Source organism: Myceligenerans pegani, from assembly GCF_014892515.1.
Taxonomy (GTDB): Bacteria; Actinomycetota; Actinomycetes; order Actinomycetales; family Cellulomonadaceae; genus Myceligenerans; species Myceligenerans pegani.
On record NZ_JADBGR010000109.1, the window covers coordinates 121187 to 139403 of the forward strand.

Sequence of the window (18217 nt, forward strand, 5' to 3'; positions counted from 1 at the left end):
TTTGAAACAATCGGCTGCCGAGGCAACACACGACGTAGGATTTCTCCGTGGCCACGACACCGACGGAAGCAGAAGAACTTCTCCGCGAGACGCTGGCCGCCGTGGCGCCCGGAACCGAGTTGCGTGACGGGCTCGAACGCATCCTGCGGGGCCGTACCGGTGCCCTGATCGTGTTCGGCCTCGACGAATCCGTCGAGGAGATGTGCTCCGGCGGTTTCGAGCTCGACGTCGAGTTCTCCGCGACCCGTCTCCGCGAGCTGTCCAAGATGGACGGCGCGGTCGTCCTCGACCGCACCGCCGGCCGCATCCGCCGCGCGGCCGTCCAGCTCCTCCCCGATCCCACCATCGAGACCTCCGAGTCCGGCACCAGGCATCGCACCGCCCAGCGCGTCTCCAAGCAGACGGGCTTCCCGGTCATCTCGGTGAGCCAGTCGATGCGGATCGTCGCCCTCTACGTGGGCGGCAAGCGGCACGTGCTCGAGGACTCGGACACGATCCTCGGCCGGGCGAACCAGGCGCTGGCCACCCTGGAGCGTTATCGTGCCCGCCTCGACGAGGTGTCCGGGACCCTGTCGGCGCTGGAGATCGAGGATCTGGTCACCGTACGCGACGTCTGCTCCGTGGTGCAGCGTCTCGAGATGGTCGGGCGCATCTCCGACGAGATCAAGGGCTACGTCATCGAACTCGGCGTCGACGGCCGGCTGCTCGCGCTCCAGCTCGACGAGCTCATCGGCGACGTCGGCTCCGACCGTGAGTTCGTCATCCGCGACTACGTGCTCGGGCGCAAGGGCCGCACGCTGGACGAGGTGCAGCAGGCCCTCAGCACGCTGACGTTCCAGCAGCTCCTGGACCTGTCACAGATCGGGCGGGTGCTCGACATGCCCGGCGGGGGTGACGCGCTCGACGCCGCCGTCGCACCGCACGGCTACCGGCTGCTGTCCAAGGTTCCCCGGCTGCCGAACGCCACCATCGAGCGGCTCGTCGCCCACTTCAGCAGTCTGCAGAAGCTGCTGGCGGCCAGCGTCGACGACCTCATGTCGGTCGACGGCGTCGGCGACCAGCGCGCCCGCGCCATCCGCGAGGGCCTCTCCCGCATGGCGGAGTCCAGCATCCTGGAACGCTACGTCTGACTCCGATCGATCCGCCGCCCTGCAACACCGGCCTGTGACCGAAGCATCGCCCCACAGGCCCCGCCCCGGCCCGCCATCCAGGCACGTGGTCGGCCGATCACTCGAGAACGGACTGTCAGTCTTTCGGGCGGCTCGCCTGGGATCGGCTGGTCATGCCGGCGTCGTCCAGCTCTGGTACGCGGGACTCGAGAACGGACCGTGCTACTCGTCCGCCCCGCCGGCGTCCCCGTTCGACTCGTCCGTCGGCGTCGCGCTCGCTGACGGCGACGCGGACGTCGACCCCGATTTCTCCGACCCCGACTTCCCCGACCCCGACTTCCCCGACCTCGACGGCGACGGGCTCGGCTCGGGCGGCTCCGGCCGGGTCAGCTGCACCACCTGGCTGGCCGCGCCGTCCACATCGGCCACCGTCACCTGGGCGCTGTAGATCCCGGGCTCGATCGGCTTCTCCACCCGCTCGCATCCCGGCGCGGAGCGCACGTCCGACCACCGGACCTCCTGCGTGTCGACCGAGCCGGGGCCGAGCAGCAGCATGCGCTCGGCCTCGTCGCAGTCCCCGGACGACCACACCCGCTCCGCGTCACGCCCCGGTTCGCCGGCCCACACGGTCACCGGACGGTTCGCGTCCGCGCCGTCCACGAGGCACGGCGTCGCGCCGGCGTTCTCCAGCGACACGGTGAACACCACCGGCTCGCCCGCCGTCACGGTGGTGCGGTCCGCGGCGAGCCGGACGTCGAGCTCGTCGGCGTCGCAGGTGCGGGTGGAGCCGCCCGGATCGGCCGGCGCGGGTGGATGCACCTTGGCGTCGCTCACGATCGGCGGGGGCGCCTCGGGCCAGACCGCGGGTGCCACCAGCACGCCGACCAGCACCAGTACCGCGACGAGCAGCACGACCACCACCACCGGACCCCGCCCGGCGGCCCCCCGTTCCGCTGCCTGCACCGACACTCCCCAACTCCACGGTCCCGACCAAGGTGAACGGGACCAACAGTAGGCAACTACCTCCCCGCCCCCGCGGAAGCCGCGCCGCCGTCTCCGCACTCCCCGCCGAACCACCGGCGCGAGCCCGACCACACGGCGGACCCCGACCACAGAGGTTGCCTTCGGGAGACAATGGGTTCCCGTGACGTCCTCCACCGCCGGATCCGCCGCGCACGCCGTCCTGCGCGCCGCCATCACCGACTGGTTCGCCCGCACCGCCCGTGACCTGCCGTGGCGCGCCCCCGACCGGACCGCGTGGGGCGTCCTGGTCAGCGAGGTGATGTTGCAGCAGACCCCCGTCGTCCGGGTCGAGCCCGTCTGGCGGTCGTGGATGGAGCGCTGGCCTGAGCCCGCCGACCTCGCCCGCGCCGACACGGCCGACGTGCTGCGCGCCTGGGGCCGTCTGGGCTACCCGCGCCGCGCCCTGCGGCTGCAGGAGTGCGCCGCCGCCGTGGTCGAGCGGCACGACGGCGCCGTCCCCCGCACCGAGGACGAGCTCCGCGCCCTGCCCGGGATCGGCGAGTACACGGCCGCCGCCGTGCTCGCGTTCGCGTACGGGCGCCGCGCCGTCGTCGTCGACACCAACGTGCGCCGGGTGCTGGCCCGCACGATCGGAGGGACAGCCCTGCCGGCGCCGTCGTACACGGCGGCCGAGCGCGCCCTCGCGACGGCGATCGCCCCGGCCGGCGACGCCGAGGCCGCCCGGTGGGCCGCCGCGTCCATGGAGCTCGGCGCCCTCGTCTGCACCGCCCGCTCACCACGCTGCGACGCCTGCCCGGTGGCCGGGCTCTGTGCGTGGAGGACCGCGGGCTCACCACCCGACGAGCACGCGGGCCGCCGTCGTACCCAGGCCTGGCACGGGACGGACCGGCAGTGCCGCGGCCGCGTCATGGCAACGCTCCGCGAGGCCGACGGGCCCGTGGACCGCGGCGTCCTCGTCGAGGCCTGGGTGCGGAGCGCCGGGACAGCGGCCGACGACGGCGCCGGGCGCACTCCCGCCCGATCGGACGTCGCCGCCCGCCTGGCTCAGCTCGACCGCGCCATCGCGGGCCTCATCGAGGACGGCCTGGCGGAACAGGACCCCTCGGGCCGTCTCCACCTGCCGAACGCCCCGGGAAACTGACGCCCCGCACGCAGCCCTACGACGTCCGCAGCGGCTGCCACGGGGCGATCTCGTCCGCGGCCCGGACCGCTTCCTCCGCGGTCTCGTCGTCCGGCGCGCGCAGCGCCTCCAGTTCGGCGTCGATCCGCCTGCGCCAGCCGTCGATCTCGCGCTGCCTCACGGCGTCGTCCCAGCCGAGCAGCGGCGCCACGACGTCGGCCACCTCGGCCGCGGCGTCGACGCCGCGGTCCGCCACCTCGTAGACGAGGCGGGTGCGGTGCGCGAGCACGTCCTCCAGGTGCAGCGCCCCCTCGTGCGTGACGGCGTGATGCACCTCGGCGCGCAGGTAGGCGGGCGCGTGCTCCAGCGGCGCGGCCAGACCCGGATCCGCCTCGCACAGCTCCACCAGGTCGGTCAGGTTGGAGCCGTAGCGGTGCAGCAGGTGGTCCACCATCGGCGGGTTCCAGCCGAACCGCTTCGCCCACGCCCGCGCCTGGCGCTGGACCGCCCGGAGCCCGACCGCGCCCGTGAGCGGGATCTGGTGGGTGATGCTCGGCAGCGCGGCCGCTCGCTGCCCGATGGCGAAGTCGACGGCGTCCTTGGCCATCACCCGGTACGTGGTGAGCTTGCCGCCCGCGATCACGGTGAGTCCCGCCGTGGGCGAGGCGACGGTGTGCTCACGCGACACCTTCGCGCTCGACGTGCCCGCCTTCGTGCCCGGCTGCAGGAGCGGCCGCAGACCCGCGTACGTGCCGATGACGTCCTCCCGGGTGAGCGGGTGCGCGAGCACCGAGTTGGCGTGCTCGAGCACGTAGTCGACGTCGGCGCTGGTGGCCACCGGGTTCACGGGGTCGAGCTGCCAGGGCGTGTCCGTGGTGCCGATGATCCAGTACCGCGACCAGGGGATGACGAACAGCACGGACTTCTCGGTCTGCAGGATCAGTCCGACGTGACCGCGGATCCGGTCGCGCGGCACCACCAGGTGGATGCCCTTCGACGCGAGCACGTGCAGGCCGCCCGCCGGGCTGTCCGGCTGGCCGGCCAGCTCCTGCGTCTCCTCCGTCCACACGCCGGTCGCGTTGATCACCGCGCGAGCGCGCACCGTGATCTCCCGGCCGGTCTCCAGGTCGACGACGACGGCGCCGTTCACCGCGCCCGTGCTGCCCTGCGTCAGCCCGACCACCTGCGTGCGGCTCGCGACGTGCGCGCCGTAGGACGCGGCGGTCCGCACGAGCGTGGTCACGAGGCGGGCGTCGTCGACCGACGCGTCCCAGTACTGCACGGCGCCGACTGCGGCGTCGTGCGCGAGGTCCGGGAACTTCGCCTCCATCTGCGCCTTGGTCAGATGGCGGTGGAAGGGCATCGGGCGGCGACCGGGGGTGAGGGTCGCCAGGACGTCGTACAGCGCGATGCCCGTGCCGACGTACGCGCGCTCCCAGACGCGGTGCTCCAGCGGGTAGAGGAACGGCACCGGCCGGACCAGGTGCGGCGCGAGGTCGCGCAGGAGCAGGTCGCGCTCGGTGAGGGCCTCGTGGACCAGGTCGAAGTCGAGCATCTGCAGGTACCGCAGGCCGCCGTGGACCAGCTTGCTGCTGCGGCTCGAGGTGCCCTGGGCCCAGTCCTGCGCCTCGACGAGGGCGGTCGACAGCCCGCGGGTCACGGCGTCGAGCGCGATGCCGGCACCGGTCACGCCGCCGCCGACGACCAGCACGTCGAGCTCGGTGGTGATGTCCGTACTCGCCTCGAGGGTGGCCAGGGCCTGGGCTCGGGACTCTGCGGTCAGCCGGGTAGATGCCATGTCGCCAATCCACCACGGGACGAGGACGCAGGCAAGGGCAGCACGCGTACTGTGGGCGGCGTGACCGTGAACATCAGGCCCGCGAGGCCCGCCGACGTGCGGGCGATCCGCGCCCTCGTGGAGCCGTACGCCCAGCAGCGGATCCTGCTGGCCAAGGAGTGGGTCGGGTACTACGAGGCGGTGCAGGAGTTCCTGGTCGCGGAGGTCTCGATGGACGACGACGGCCCGGGCAGGGCCGGTTCCGCAGGTGCCGTATCCGGCGTCGAGAGCCCCGAACGCACGGCCGCTCCAGCACCCGGCCCTGCCGTATCCGGCACCGCGAGCCCCGAGCGCACCGCCACGTCCGCGCCCGGCTACGCCACGACCGCCGTCGTCGGCCCCGAGAAGACCGGCACGTCCGCAGCGACCGCCGTCGTCGGCTGCGGTGCCCTGCACGTCATGTGGGAGGACCTCGCCGAGATCCGTACGCTCGCGGTCGACCCGGGCTCGCGCGGACGGCGCGTCGGGCACGAGCTCGTGGAGGGCCTGCTCGACCGCGCGCGCGGCCTCGGCCTGCGCCGGGTCTTCTGCCTGACGTTCGAGGTGGAGTTCTTCCGCAAGCACGGCTTCGAGGAGATCGACAGCACGCCGGTGAGCCCCGAGGTCTACGCGGAGCTGCTGCGCTCGCACGACGACGGCGTCGCCGAGTTCCTTGACCTGGCCCGCGTGAAGCCGAACACCCTGGGTAACTCCCGCATGCTCCTCGAGCTGTGACGCCCGTCGACCACGAGGTCGACGGCTCCTAGGGTGGGGGCGTGTCCATCAGCTACACCCTGCCCGGCGTCCATGTCACCGATCGCACCGTCGAGGTCCCGCTCGACTGGTCGGATCCCGACGACGGGCGCACGCTGAGCGTCTTCTTCCGCGAGCTCGTCGACCCCACGAAGCGGCGGGACGACCTTCCGCTGCTCGTCTTCCTGCAGGGCGGCCCCGGCGGCAAGGGACCGCGACCCACGGGCCCGGACGGCTGGGTCGGCTCGGCGCTGGAACGATTCCGGGTGGTGCTGCTCGACCAGCGTGGCACCGGCCGGTCCACCGCGGTCCGCGCGGACGCCCTGAACGCCCTCGGCGACGCGCACGCCCAGGCCGAGTACCTCACGCACTTCCGCGGGGACGACATCGTCCGCGACGCCGAGTACATCCGCGACTCCGTCTACGAGGGCAGGCGCTGGACGACCCTCGGCCAGTCGTACGGCGGGTTCATCACGATGACGTACCTGTCGCTGGCGCCCGAGGGCGTGAACGCGAGCCTGGTGACGGGCGGACTGCCCAGCCTGACGGCGTCGGCCCGCGAGGTGTACGAGCGCACGCAGCCGCGCGTCGCCGGCAAGAACGCCCGGTTCCGCGCACGCTACCCGCACACCGCGGGACTGCTGGGGCGGATCGCCGACCGGCTCGCCGTCGGCGACACCACGCTGCCCGACGGCTCCCCGCTCAGCGTCCGCCGCCTGCAGAGCCTGGGCATGGACTTCGGCATGGGCCCGGGCTTCGAGCGCGTCCACTGGATCCTCGACGAGGCCTTCGACGGCCTCGCCGACGACGACGGCGGACGTGGCGGGGCGGGCACGGCGGCGTCGGACATCGGCGTGGCCGGCGGCCCGGCGGGTACACCCGACGCGGACCTCACCGACACGTTCCTGGCGTCGGTCGCCGCGGCGACCGACTTCGTCGGCCGCCCGCTGTACGCGGTGCTGCACGAGCCGATCTACGCGCAGTCCCACACCGGCCCGACGGCCTGGGCGGCGCAGTCCGTGCGCGATGCGGACCCTGCTTTCGCCGAGGGCGCGCGCCCGCTGCTGCTGACCGGCGAGATGATCTACCCCTGGATGTTCTCCGAGATCCCGGCGCTCCGGCCGTTCGCCGCCGCGGCCGACGCCCTGGCCGTCTGGGAGGACTGGGGCGATCTGTACGACCTGGATCGCCTGGCCTCGAACGAGGTGCCCGTCGAGGCCGTCGTCTATCACGACGACATGTTCGTGGACGCGGGGTTCTCGCTGGACACGGCCGCCCACGTCGGCAACACGGAGGCGTGGGTGACGAACGAGTTCGAGCACGACGGTCTCCGCCTCGGCAACACGTTCGCCACCCTCCTGAACCGCCTGGACGCCCGCGGCGGTCCGCTGCGCTGACGTGGCCGCCGGGTGGTCGCACCCGCACCGGACGCCCTGCCTCGTCGATCACGCCGGCCTGCGACGTCGCCCGCGCGCCGGCCGGCGGCACGGCCCGCCGTCACCTTGATGTGATCCACCTCACACTAGTATGGTCCGGATGGCGTGATTTGTTCCTGACCCAACGGCGGGTCGAACCGGGAGGTCCGCATGTCGACGACCGAAGTCACCATCCCCAGCGAAGCACCGCCCACCCCCGCGGTGCGGCGGCGGCGCGTCGTCGGCCTGGCGGCCGGCGTCGTGCTCGGCGCGCTCGTGTACCTGATCCTGCCCGGCGACCTCAACTCCTCCGCGCGGTTCGTCGCGGCGGTCGCCGCGCTCATGGCCGTGTGGTGGATGACGGAGGCGATCCCGCTCGCCGCCACCGCGCTCATCCCGATGGTCGCGTTCCCCTTCCTCGAGGACTTCACGTCCGAGGAGGGCGGCGCCATCGGCATGGCGGCCGTGGTCACGCCGTATGCGAACCCGATCATCTGGCTGTTCATGGGCGGTTTCGTGCTCGGCCTCGCGATGCAGCGGTGGAACCTGCACCGCCGGTTCGCGCTGAGCATCGTGTCGCGCGTCGGCACGAACCCGGTCGCGCTCGTGGGCGGCTTCATGCTGGCCACCGCGCTGGTGTCCATGTGGGTCAGCAACACCGCGACCGCGATCATGATGTTCCCGGTGGGGCTCGCCGTGCTCGCACTGGTCAACTCCCGCGAGCCGGACAAGAACCTCGCGACCGCGCTGCTGCTCGGCATCGCCTACGCCGCCTCCATCGGCTCCGTCTCCACGCTGATCGGGACCCCGCCGAACACGCTGCTGCGCGGCTTCGTGCAGGAGGAGTACGGGATCTCGATCGGGTTCGCCGAGTGGATGCTGGTCGGCGTGCCGCTCGCCGCCGTGTTCCTGGTCGTGGCGTGGCTCGTGCTGACGCGTGTCGCGTTCCGCCCGGGAACAGAGGGGATCGGCGAGGCGCGGCAGATGCTCCGGGACGAGGTCGCCGCGATGGGGCGCCTGAGCCGCGGGGAGTGGACGGTCGCCGCCGTGTTCGCCGCGGCGGCCACGGCCTGGATCGTGTTCGGCGCGCTCGGCCAGTCCGACTCGTTCGTGGCCGCCAATCCGTGGATCGACACGTACGACGACGCCATGGTGGCGATCGCCGCAGCGCTGGCGCTCTTCCTCATCCCCGCCACGCGCGACGGGCAGCGCACGCTCGACTGGTCCGCGATGAAGGAGCTGCCGTGGGGCATCCTCCTGCTGTTCGGCGGCGGCCTCGCCCTGTCCGCGCAGTTCGGGCAGACCGGCCTGTCGACCTGGATCGGTGAGCAGGTCGCAGGCCTGGCCGGGGTCCCCGTCTGGGTCGTCGTGCTGGCCGTGATCGTCGTGGTCATCTTCCTCACCGAACTGACCTCGAACACCGCGACGACGGCGACGTTCCTGCCGGTCATGGCCGGCGTGGCGGGCGGCCTCGGCATCGAGCCGCTCATGCTCCTCGTGCCCACGGCCCTCGCCGCGACGATGGCGTTCATGCTGCCCGTGGCGACCCCGCCGAACGCGATCGTGTTCGGCTCGGGTCAGATCACCATCGGCCAGATGGTCAAGGGCGGCGTCCTGCTGAACGTGGCGGGGATCGTCCTGATCATGGCCACCGTCTACGCCTTGGTGATCACGATCCTCGTCTGATCCGCGTCGCCGCGGGCCCGGCAGCGAAGCCCTGGACGAATCCCGAGGCGGTAGGTCTTGTGGACCTACCGCCTCGGCGCCCCGTGACGGGGGTGGTCCCGGTCGGTCTGCCTCAATTTCCCGGCCGGGGGACTGGGGGGACGCAGACGGGTGACGCCCTCGCGGGCGGCGCTCAGCGCGTCCTCGGGTGCTCCGCTCAGCCGTCCAGGCGGTCGCGGAGGTTCGCCAGCTGCTTGTAGAGCGCGGACGGCACGTGATCACCGAACCGTGCGAAGAACTCCTCGGTGAGGTCGGCCTCCGTGAGCCAGGGCCCGGCCGGCACGTCGAACAGCGCCTCGAGGTCCTCCGCCGGAAGGTCGAGCCCGTCGGTGTTCAGCGTCCCGGGGGCGGGCACGCGGCCGACGGCGGACGCCACCGACCGGTCCTCACCCTCGCCCCGCGCGGCCTCGACCTGCCCCGCGATCCACTCGATCACGCGCGAGTTCTCGCCGAAGCCCGGCCAGAGGAACGAGCCGTCGGCGCCCTTGCGGAACCAGTTGACCTGGAAGATCAGCGGCCGCTTGGCGGTGCCCACCGAGTCGCCCACGGACAGCCAGTGCGCCCAGTGGTCGGCCATGTTGTAGCCGCAGAACGGCATCATCGCGAACGGGTCGCGGCGCAGCTCGCCGACGGTGCCCTCCGCTGCCGCGGTGCGCTCCGAGGAGATCGTGGCGCCCATGAACACGCCGTGCTCCCAGCCCAGCGACTGGGTGACGAGCGGCACGTTCGTCGCGCGGCGACCGCCGAAGATGATCGCGTCCACCGGCACGCCCGCCGGGTCCTCCCACGTGTCGGCGATGGTCGGGCACTGCGCCGCCGAGACCGTGAACCGCGAGTTCGGGTGCGCGGCCGGCTCGTCCGAGTCCGGCGTCCAGTCGCGGCCCTGCCAGTCGGTCAGGTGCGCCGGCGGCTCGTCGGTCAGGCCCTCCCACCAGACGTCGCCGTCGTCGGTCAGGGCGACGTTGGTGAAGATCGTGTCGTGCTCGAACGTGCGGACCGCGACCGGGTTGGTGCCCTCGCCCGTGCCGGGCGCGACGCCGAAGAAGCCCGCCTCCGGGTTGATGGCGCGCAGCGAGCCGTCCGGGCCGGGCCGCATCCACACGATGTCGTCGCCGAGGGTCTCGACCTTCCAGCCCGGGATCGTGGGCTGCAGCATCGCGAGGTTCGTCTTGCCGCAGGCGCTCGGGAACGCGGCGGCCAGGTGGAACTGCTTCCCCGCGGGTGACGTCGCGCGGATCAGCAGCATGTGCTCGGCGAGCCAGCCCTCGTCGCGCGCCATCGCGGAGGCGATCCGCAGCGCGAAGCACTTCTTGCCGAGCAGGGCGTTGCCGCCGTATCCGGAGCCGTAGGACCAGATCTCCCGGGTCTCCGGGAAGTGCACGATGTACTTCGTGTCGTTGCAGGGCCACGGGACGTCGGCCTCGCCGTCGGCGAGCGGCGCGCCGACCGAGTGCACAGCCGGGACCCACTGCTGACCGCCGTCGATCAGGTCGACGACCTTCGCCGACACCCGGGTCATGACGTGCATGGACACGACGACGTACGGCGAGTCGGTGATCTCGATCCCCACCTGGGAGATCGGGCCGCCGACGGGCCCCATCGAGAACGGCACGACGTACATGGTGCGGCCCTGCATGGAGCCGGCGAAGACGCCGTTCAGCTCCGCGCGCATCGCGTCGGGGGCGACCCAGTTGTTGGTGGGGCCGGCGTCCTCCTCTTCGCGGGAGCAGATGAAGGTACGGGACTCGACGCGGGCCACGTCCGCCGGGTTGGAGCGAGCGAGGTAGGAGCCGGGGCGCTTCTCCTCGTTCAGCTTGGTGAGCGTGCCGGCCCCGACCATCTGGTCGATGAGCCGCTGCTTCTCCTCGGGGGACCCGTCGCACCAGACGATCTCGTCGGGCTGGGTGAGTTCGGCGATGTCGTTCACCCATGCCCTGACGTCGAGCTGGTGCCCGACGGCGGTCGCGGCCGGGTCCTCGGGACGTGTTGCCTGGAGAGAGACGCCGGCGCCGAAGGATGGCCCGGCCTCGGAGGTCTCCGAGACGAGCTCGGCGACGAATCTGGTCCGGCGAGGGTTGGCGAGGAACGACATGCTGGCTCCCATCTGCAACAAGTGGCTGGGTTTCCACTCTCACCCGAATCAGGCCCGATTTTCCACGCCAATGGCTGTGAAGATCGGCAGATCTTTACGTATGCTGAAGCGGCGAGCACCTGTGCGCGTGATCTGGCGCACACACCCTCCCAGTGCGAAGGACGTGAGCAGACGTGACCACCCAGCGGCCGTCGTCGGACACGAACATCACGGCCGGAACGGCGGGCGACGAGCCCGACCTCATCACGCTCGGACGGCGTATCCGGCACGCGCGGACCGGCGCCGGGCTCACGCTCGACCGGCTCGGCGAGCGGGTGGACGCCGCGCCGAGCCTGCTCAGCCTGATCGAGAACGGGCGCCGGGAGCCGAAGCTCTCGCTGCTCCGCTCGATCGCCGCCGCGCTCGGCCTGTCCCTGAACGAGCTGCTCGACCCCGAGCCGCCGTCGCGCCGGGCCGCGCTGGAGATCGCACTGGACCGCCACCAGCGCGGACCGCTCTTCGCCGGGCTCGGGCTGCCGGCCGTCAAGCCGTCGCAGAAGCTGGCGACGCCGGTGCTGGAGCAGCTCGTCGGCCTGCACGACGAGCTGGCCCGGCGGGCCGAGGAGGCGATCGCGACGCCCGAGGAGGCGCGCCGCGCCAACACGGAGCTGCGGCTGGAGCGTCAGGCACGGGACAACTACTTCCCGCAGTTCGAGCAGCTCGCCGAGGATCTGGTGCGCGACGCCGGCTACACGGGCGGGGCGCTCACGCACCGTACCGTCGCCGTCCTGGCCGAGCGGCTGGGGTTCACGATCCTGCACGTGAACGACCTGCCGCGGTCGGCACGCAGCGTGACCGACCTGCGCAACGGCCGGATCTACCTGCCCCCGGCGTCGGTCCCCGGCGGCCACGGGCTGCGATCCCTGGCGCTGCAGGCGATCGCGCACCGGGTCCTGGAGCACGAGCGGCCGCGCTCCTACGCGGAGTTCCTGCGGCAGCGGGTCGAGATCACCTACTTCGCGGCGGCCTGCCTGGTGCCGCAGTTCGTCGCGGTGCCGTTCCTGGAGGAGCGCAAGCGCGAGCGGGACCTGGCGGTCGAGGACTTCCGGGACGCGTTCGGCGTCACGCACGAGGCGGCGGCCATGCGGCTGACCAACCTGGCCACGGTGAAGCTCGGCATCCCGCTCCACTTCCTGCGCGTCGGGGACGACGGCGCGCTGTTCCGCGGCTACGAGAACGACGGTCTGCGCTTCCCCCAGGACCCGACGGGTGCGATCGAGGGGCAGCTCCTCTGCCGCCGCTGGGCCGCGCGCGAGGCGTTCGACCGCCGCGACGTGGCGACCGAGTACTACCAGTACACGGACACTCCCACCGGGACGTACTGGTGCTCGACGCAGACCGGGTCGGGCGACACGGGGGCGTTCTCCATCACCGTCGGCGTGCCCTACGCGCACGCGAAGTGGTTCCGCGGGCGGGACACGCGAGTGCGGAAGGTGTCCACGTGCCCGGACCCGGCGTGCTGCGTGCGCCCGGCGCCGGAGCTCGCCGAGCGCTGGTCCGGCGAGGCGTGGCCGTCGGCGCGGATGCATCAGCAGGTCCTGGCGGCCCTCCCGCGCGGCGCGTTCCCCGGGGTGGATGATGCCGAGGTGTACGCGTTCCTGGATCGGCACGCGCCGGAGTGAGGGGCGGCGGCCGACGGCGTCGGCGCGACTGGTCGGTCGGTTCTCGAACGGGCCGATCGTGTCGCGGTTCGGTCGTTCCATGACCGATCGGATACGAGTTCACAGGGGCTACAGGTAGTTTCTGGGGCCGTGGCTACGAATCTCGCGTGTATCGGACTGGACGTGAAGACCCGGAGCGGTTTCCGGGACCTGGTGCAGGGGGTCCTCCCCGAGGCGAAGGTGATCGCGGAGGAGCGCGAGGCGACCCTGTACGTCTGGACCGACGCCACGGGTGCGCGGTTGATCATCACGACCGAGGGCGACCTGGTGCGTGCGGTGACGACGTCGTACGCGGGGCCGCTCGGCGCGCGCCTCGCGGACGTGCGGGCGGCCGACGGCGGCCTCGCCATCGCCGAGATCGTGGACGCCGACGACGACGTCCTCGCCGGTGTGGCCTGCGAGCTCGAGGAGCTCCAGTTGCTGGGCGACGCCGAGGACGTGCCCGCCGGCGACGCCTGCATCGTGGGACTCGGGCGCTCGGTGGAGGTGTTCGACGGGCCGGACGAGTTCCTGGCGTCCGACGCCAGCCGGATGACCTTCGCGGGCGAGGAAGCCGCTGACGACGGCGGCGAGCCGATGCGCTTCGAACCGGAGTCGTTCAGCCCGGACGGTGCGTTCACCATGCAGGTCGACGCCGTGGCGCGCGTGAACGGGACCGTGCTCGACGTGACGCGGCACGAGGTGGAGCGCACCGGTCAGGCGTTCACGGCGGCCCAGGTCCGCACGGGCGGCTTCGAGGTGACGCTCTGCGTCCCGGCGGGCGAGCCGGACCTGGCCCCGGGGCAGGTGGTCGCGGCCAGCACCTACCTGGTGGCGTCGATGCCGAGCCTCCTGGCGGCGTGATCCGGGGGAGGGACCGGTCGGCGGCGTCAGAGGTGCCGAGGCGGTAGGTCCCACAGGATCTACCGCCTCGGTTCTTCGGTTCCTGCGTGCCCACCCGCGATGGCGGGAACCTCTCTCATCGCGTTCCCGCCGCCACCCGGCCAGGTAGCGGGCTCAGCTGGTGCACACGCGGTGGACCTCCTTGCCCCGGGTCTTGCCGTTCCAGTAGATGGTGCCGCGCACGTTGATGCACCCGATACCCCTGGCGAGGATGCCGGCCGACTTGTAGCGGGCCGTGCCGCCGCTCGACGCCATGCCGTACGCCGTGTGCCAGACGATGACCTCGGTGTCTCGGGCCTTGCCCCAGGTCGGCCCCGCGTGGATGACGCGGGCACACTTCCGCTTCCCGCTCCCCCGGTACACGTTCACCCACCCGACCGTCGTCCTGCCGGCCTTGATCGGCTTGTGCCGGATCCGGGTTCCAGTACACCGGTCCACCGTGCGAATCGACCAGCCGCCGGCCGCAGCCTGCATGGTGGTTTCCGCGGGAATCGCGTTCGCCACCGTGGCAGGCGCCGTCGTCGGGGTCGCCGCCACGGCGGTCCCGGTCGCCGGCATCGTGAGCGCGAGCGCCGCGACCATGGCGACGCTCCCCTGGCCCAGGCGCCTGCGCAGTTCCGTGATCATGCCTCTCCCCTTTCCTCGAGGTGCGCGCCCCGAGCGCGCACCGCCGACGGTAGGAGCGCGAGCCCGGGACCCCTCCCGGCGAGGATCTAGCTCACCGTGACCACCGGCACGAGGGCGGAGCCACCCCCGCCGTCGGACAGCGAGAATGGAGCCGTGCCGCATTCTGCCGACGCCTCGCGCCCCGCGTCCCCGCTCGCCCACCTCATCTACTTCGAGCCCCGCATCCCGGGGAACACCGGCTCGGCGATCCGGCTCGCCGCGGTCACGGGCGCGCGGCTGCACCTGGTCGAACCACTCGGCTTCGACCTGTCCGAGGCGAAGCTGAAGCGGGCGGGACTCGACTACCACGACCTCGCCGTGATGGAGGTGCATCCGTCGTTCGACGCCGCGCTCGGCGCCCTGCCCGGCTCCCGGGTCTTCGCCTTCACGACGCGCGCCACCACCCGGTACACCGACGTCGAGTACCGCCCGGACGACATCCTCCTGTTCGGCCCCGAGCCCACCGGCCTGCCGGACGACGTGCTCACGCACCCCCGCGTCACGGATCGGGTCGCGATCCCGATGCTGCCGGGCCGGCGCTCCCTGAACCTGACGAACGCGGCGTCGATCGCCGTCTACGAGGCCTGGCGCCAGCGCGACTTCGCGTGACCGTCGACCAGACGGCACGATCATTGCCCACGGCTCTCAATTCCGTTACCTTTCCGGGAAAACGCCTTCCAGGAGGTCGCGACGCAATGGAGCAGAAGACCGAACCGACCCGCCGTGCCGTGCTGACCGGGCTCACCGCCGTGCCGCTCGCCGCGGTGGCTGGGTCCGCAGCAGCATCCGAGACAGCAGCAGCCGCGAACCGCGGCCCCCGAGCCCGCCGCCACCGCACCATCCACATCGCCGGCGACTCCACCGCCGCACCCAAGGACGTGGCCAGCGCGCCTGAGGCCGGCTGGGGCATGGCTCTGCCGTACTACCTGGCCGGGCACGTCGCGGTGGCCAACCACGCGCGCAACGGCCGCAGCTCGAAGAGCTTCGTCGACGAAGGCCGCCTCGACCGGATCGCCGAGGCGATCGCACCCGGCGACATCCTGCTCACCCAGTTCTCGCACAACGACGAGAAGATCACGGACCCCGCCCGCGGCACCGATCCCTGGACCACGTACCAGGAGTACCTGACCCGGTACGTCGACGTGGCGCGGACCGCCGGTGCCGCGCCGGTGTTCGCGACCAGCGCCGAGCGCCGCCGGTTCGACGACGACGGCAACGCCCGGGAAACCCACGGCGAATACCCGCACGCCATGCGAGCGCTGGCGGCGGAACTCGGCGTTCCCCTGATCGACGTCCAACCCCAGACCCTCGCGCTGTGGCAGGAACTCGGCCCGGAAGAGACCAAGAACTACTTCCTCTGGACCGACACCGAGCAGGACAACACGCACTTCCAGCCGCGGGGTGCCGCCGCCGTGGCGCTCATGGTCGCGGAGGGCCTGCTCAGCACCTGCCTCCTGCGCCGCGGTGACGTGCGCCGACTGGACGAGACGCCGTCGGACGACTGGTTCACCTGGCTGCCCGAACGCCCGGACTGAGCCCGAGTCACCCCCTGCGGCCGGCCCGGGCGGCGAACGCGTCCATCGCGGTCAGCACGGAAACCGCCTGCCATACCTGATGCCGCTTCGCGCTCCGGGCCGGGACCAGGATCTCCACCTTTTCGAGGGCATCGATCGCATTGCGCGCGCTGCGGTCCGAGACGTCCAGCGTCGACGCCACGTAGTCGGCGTTCACCACGGGCTGGGCGAAGAGTTCGTCGACCAGTCGCCATGCGGCGGAATCGGAGCGCACGGCGAGTTGCGACCGCCACGCCTCACGGATGTCCAGGATGTCCTGGGACAGCTTTCTCCCGTTCGCCGTCGCGGCGAGGGCCGCGTCGGCGACCTGTCGAACGATGGGGTCGAGGTCGCCCGTGCGGTACGCGGTGAGCGCGTCGAAGTACCGATCGGGGTCACGGAGCAGCCCCGCGGAGACGGGCACCGTGGCGTGGCGCGTCAGCCCGCGACCACGCAGAACCGTGTGAAGGACGACGCGACCGGTTCGGCCGTTGCCGTCCGTGAACGGATGGATGGTCTCGAACTGCGCGTGCACCAGGGCGGCATGCACGAGCGGCGCCAGGTCACGGCGTCGTGCGGCGAACCGCACGAGGTCGTCGAGCGCTGCCTCGATGTGGTCGTGGTGCGGGGGCACGAAGTCGGCGTCGTGCGGGCTGATCGGCGAACTGCCGATCCATACCTGCTCTTGCCGGAGCCTTCCGGCGACATCGGGTTCGGACTCCCCCAGCAGCGTCCGGTGCACGGCAAGAATCTGCGCCACCGTGACCTCGTCACCGAGGAGCAACGCCTCGCTCATGGCTCTGACGTTCGCGGCCACGAGCTCGGCGTTCTGCTTCGCGCCGACGCCGAGGCTTGCCATCGCAAGGTTGCGAGCGTTCGCTGTGAGGTGCTCGATCTGCGAGCTCGACGCCGACTCCGTCCGGAGCAGCACAGCCGGCATCGTCACAGGCAGTTCCGCGATCTCCGTATCGAACCGCGCGACGTCCGACGCCACATCGTCGACCAGGGTGAGCAGGTCGCGCGAGATGTCGACCGGGCTGTCCGCGATCGGCGACAGGCGAGCGGCACGATAGGGGCGCGACAGCCGGTGTCGCTGCCAGACGTCGAGGCGCGCGTCGTCCGCAGGCGCGGTCCACTCGCGTTCCTCGTAGTCGATCGCGGGCCAGGCCGACGTAGCCATCTGCTCCATAGCCTTCAACACCACCTCTCCTTGTTGAAGGCTAGCATCGTAGCCTTCAACAAGGGCGGATCTTGTTGAAGGCTAGCGCCCTAGCCTTCAACAACGGCCGTTGTCGTTGAAGGCTCGGGTTTCCGGGATCCGGGCTGGCGTTTCCCGTAGGCTGCCGCCATGCACGTTGCGCACACCGCCCCCCGTTCATCGGAGACGAGCCGATGAGCGCCGGCCTTCTCGGGCTGCTGGACGACGTCGCGGCGCTCGCCCGCCTCGCCGCCGCGTCCATCGACGACGTCGGCGCCGCCGCCGGCAGGGCCACCGCCAAGGCCGCGGGCGTCGTGATCGACGACACGGCCGTGACGCCGCAGTACGTGCACGGTGTCACCGCCGCGCGCGAGCTCCCGATCGTCAAGAAGATCGCCTGGGGGTCGATCCGCAACAAGCTGCTGATCATCCTGCCGATCGCGTTGATCCTGTCGGTGTGGGCGCCCTGGGCGCTCACGCCGATCCTCATGATCGGCGGCACGTATCTCGCGTTCGAGGGCACGCACAAGATCCTCGGCTGGTTCCACAAGCACGAGGACCACGAGGTGCCGGCCGTCGTCAAGGGCGAGCAGTCCGAGAAGGCGGTGATCTCGGGTGCCATCCGCACCGACCTGATCCTCTCGGCCGAGATCATGGTGATCGCCCTCAACGAGGTCGCGGACTCGTCCTTCTGGTTCCGGCTCGGCGCCCTGATCGTCGTGGCGCTCATCATCACCGTCGTCGTCTACGGCGTGGTCGGGCTCATCGTGAAGATGGATGACGTCGGACTCCTCATGACGCAGCGCGAGTCCCCCACCAGCCGGCGGGTCGGCCGTGCGCTGGTGGAGGGGATGCCGAAGCTGCTCAGCGCCATCTCCGTGATCGGCACGATCGCGATGCTCTGGGTCGGCGGGCACATCCTGCTCGTGGGTCTCGACGAGCTCGGCTGGCACGCGCTGTACGGCTGGGTGCACGGCATCGAGGAGGCCGTCCACCACGCCGTTCCGGTCGCCGGCGCGGCCCTCGCATGGCTGTTCAACACGCTCTGCTCGGCCGTCCTGGGCCTGGTGGTGGGCGGCGCCGTCGTCGGGGTCATGCACCTCCTGCCGCGCCGCAAGCCGGCGGAGCCGGGGGAGACGTCGGATCCCGCGCCTGCCGAGCAGGCGTAGGCTCACCCGGACCTCGGAATCCACGCCGCCGGCGA

Annotated in this window: 15 protein-coding genes; 10 read left to right on the forward strand and 5 right to left on the reverse strand. The window is 71.8% G+C overall.

The window, feature by feature from the left end; genetic code table 11:
- Positions 1–47 precede the first annotated feature (47 nt).
- Positions 48–1130, forward strand: a complete 1083-nt coding sequence (gene disA, locus IIE03_RS23530; protein WP_192865216.1) for a DNA integrity scanning diadenylate cyclase DisA — start codon at positions 48–50, stop codon at positions 1128–1130.
- Positions 1131–1331: 201 nt separating this feature from the next.
- Here disA and IIE03_RS23535 read toward each other — a convergent pair whose 3' ends face one another.
- Entirely contained in the window at positions 1332–2072 is a 741-nt protein-coding gene (locus tag IIE03_RS23535) for a DUF4232 domain-containing protein (protein WP_192865217.1), read from the reverse strand.
- Between the two features lie 181 nt (positions 2073–2253).
- Here IIE03_RS23535 and IIE03_RS23540 point away from each other — a divergent pair, with 181 nt between their 5' ends.
- Positions 2254–3234: an HhH-GPD family protein gene (locus IIE03_RS23540; protein ID WP_408632867.1), complete on the forward strand. Its 981-nt coding sequence runs from the start codon at positions 2254–2256 to the stop codon at positions 3232–3234.
- A gap of 16 nt (positions 3235–3250) precedes the next feature.
- On the opposite strand, the gene IIE03_RS23545 is transcribed toward IIE03_RS23540, so the two are convergent.
- Positions 3251–5011, reverse strand: coding sequence for a glycerol-3-phosphate dehydrogenase/oxidase (locus tag IIE03_RS23545; protein WP_192865218.1), 1761 nt, complete (start codon positions 5009–5011; stop codon positions 3251–3253).
- Between the two features lie 66 nt (positions 5012–5077).
- Here IIE03_RS23545 and IIE03_RS23550 point away from each other — a divergent pair, with 66 nt between their 5' ends.
- The 3 genes from IIE03_RS23550 (at position 5078) to IIE03_RS23560 (ending at position 8883) form a co-directional block, all read left to right on the forward strand.
- The gene (locus IIE03_RS23550) at positions 5078–5764 is read left to right on the forward strand and encodes an amino-acid N-acetyltransferase (protein WP_318843153.1); all 687 of its coding nucleotides are present in this window, start codon (positions 5078–5080) and stop codon (positions 5762–5764) included.
- Positions 5765–5805: 41 nt separating this feature from the next.
- Entirely contained in the window at positions 5806–7179 is a 1374-nt protein-coding gene (locus tag IIE03_RS23555; protein WP_192865219.1) for an alpha/beta fold hydrolase, read from the forward strand.
- Positions 7180–7368: 189 nt separating this feature from the next.
- A complete protein-coding gene (locus IIE03_RS23560) occupies positions 7369–8883 on the forward strand; it encodes an SLC13 family permease (RefSeq protein WP_192865220.1) in 1515 nt (504 codons plus the stop codon).
- A gap of 196 nt (positions 8884–9079) precedes the next feature.
- On the opposite strand, the gene IIE03_RS23565 is transcribed toward IIE03_RS23560, so the two are convergent.
- Positions 9080–11014, reverse strand: coding sequence for a phosphoenolpyruvate carboxykinase (GTP) (locus IIE03_RS23565; RefSeq protein WP_192865221.1), 1935 nt, complete (start codon positions 11012–11014; stop codon positions 9080–9082).
- 206 nt (positions 11015–11220) lie between these two features.
- On the opposite strand from IIE03_RS23565, the gene IIE03_RS23570 reads away from it, so the two are divergent.
- Together IIE03_RS23570 and IIE03_RS23575 are read left to right on the forward strand one after the other, a co-directional pair.
- A complete protein-coding gene (locus tag IIE03_RS23570; RefSeq protein ID WP_192865335.1) occupies positions 11221–12675 on the forward strand; it encodes a helix-turn-helix domain-containing protein in 1455 nt (484 codons plus the stop codon).
- Between the two features lie 162 nt (positions 12676–12837).
- A complete protein-coding gene (locus IIE03_RS23575; protein WP_192865222.1) occupies positions 12838–13557 on the forward strand; it encodes a hypothetical protein in 720 nt (239 codons plus the stop codon).
- A 153-nt stretch (positions 13558–13710) separates the two neighbouring features.
- Here the strand turns inward: IIE03_RS23575 and IIE03_RS23580 are convergent, their stop codons facing one another.
- The gene (locus IIE03_RS23580) at positions 13711–14223 is read right to left on the reverse strand and encodes a hypothetical protein (RefSeq protein ID WP_192865223.1); all 513 of its coding nucleotides are present in this window, start codon (positions 14221–14223) and stop codon (positions 13711–13713) included.
- 153 nt (positions 14224–14376) lie between these two features.
- Between IIE03_RS23580 and IIE03_RS23585 the strand changes: the two genes are divergently transcribed.
- Positions 14377–14871: a tRNA (cytidine(34)-2'-O)-methyltransferase gene (locus IIE03_RS23585; RefSeq protein WP_192865224.1), complete on the forward strand. Its 495-nt coding sequence runs from the start codon at positions 14377–14379 to the stop codon at positions 14869–14871.
- A gap of 86 nt (positions 14872–14957) precedes the next feature.
- Entirely contained in the window at positions 14958–15797 is an 840-nt protein-coding gene (locus IIE03_RS23590) for a rhamnogalacturonan acetylesterase (RefSeq protein WP_192865225.1), read from the forward strand.
- Between the two features lie 7 nt (positions 15798–15804).
- Here the strand turns inward: IIE03_RS23590 and IIE03_RS23595 are convergent, their stop codons facing one another.
- The gene (locus IIE03_RS23595; RefSeq protein ID WP_318843148.1) at positions 15805–17016 is read right to left on the reverse strand and encodes a Fic family protein; all 1212 of its coding nucleotides are present in this window, start codon (positions 17014–17016) and stop codon (positions 15805–15807) included.
- 191 nt (positions 17017–17207) lie between these two features.
- Between IIE03_RS23595 and IIE03_RS23600 the strand changes: the two genes are divergently transcribed.
- A complete protein-coding gene (locus IIE03_RS23600) occupies positions 17208–18182 on the forward strand; it encodes a DUF808 domain-containing protein (protein WP_192865226.1) in 975 nt (324 codons plus the stop codon).
- Positions 18183–18217 lie beyond the last annotated feature (35 nt).

What these genes read in the sequence shown, in the direction of transcription:
- IIE03_RS23600 (WP_192865226.1), top strand. Translation starts at nt 17,208, where the DNA reads ATGAGCGCCGGCCTTCTCGGGCTGCTGGACGACGTCGCGGCGCTCGCC.
- IIE03_RS23580 (WP_192865223.1), bottom strand. Translation starts at nt 14,223, where the DNA reads ATGATCACGGAACTGCGCAGGCGCCTGGGCCAGGGGAGCGTCGCCATG.
- IIE03_RS23565 (WP_192865221.1), bottom strand. Translation starts at nt 11,014, where the DNA reads ATGTCGTTCCTCGCCAACCCTCGCCGGACCAGATTCGTCGCCGAGCTC.
- IIE03_RS23545 (WP_192865218.1), bottom strand. Translation starts at nt 5,011, where the DNA reads ATGGCATCTACCCGGCTGACCGCAGAGTCCCGAGCCCAGGCCCTGGCC.
- IIE03_RS23590 (WP_192865225.1), top strand. Translation starts at nt 14,958, where the DNA reads ATGGAGCAGAAGACCGAACCGACCCGCCGTGCCGTGCTGACCGGGCTC.
- IIE03_RS23560 (WP_192865220.1), top strand. Translation starts at nt 7,369, where the DNA reads ATGTCGACGACCGAAGTCACCATCCCCAGCGAAGCACCGCCCACCCCC.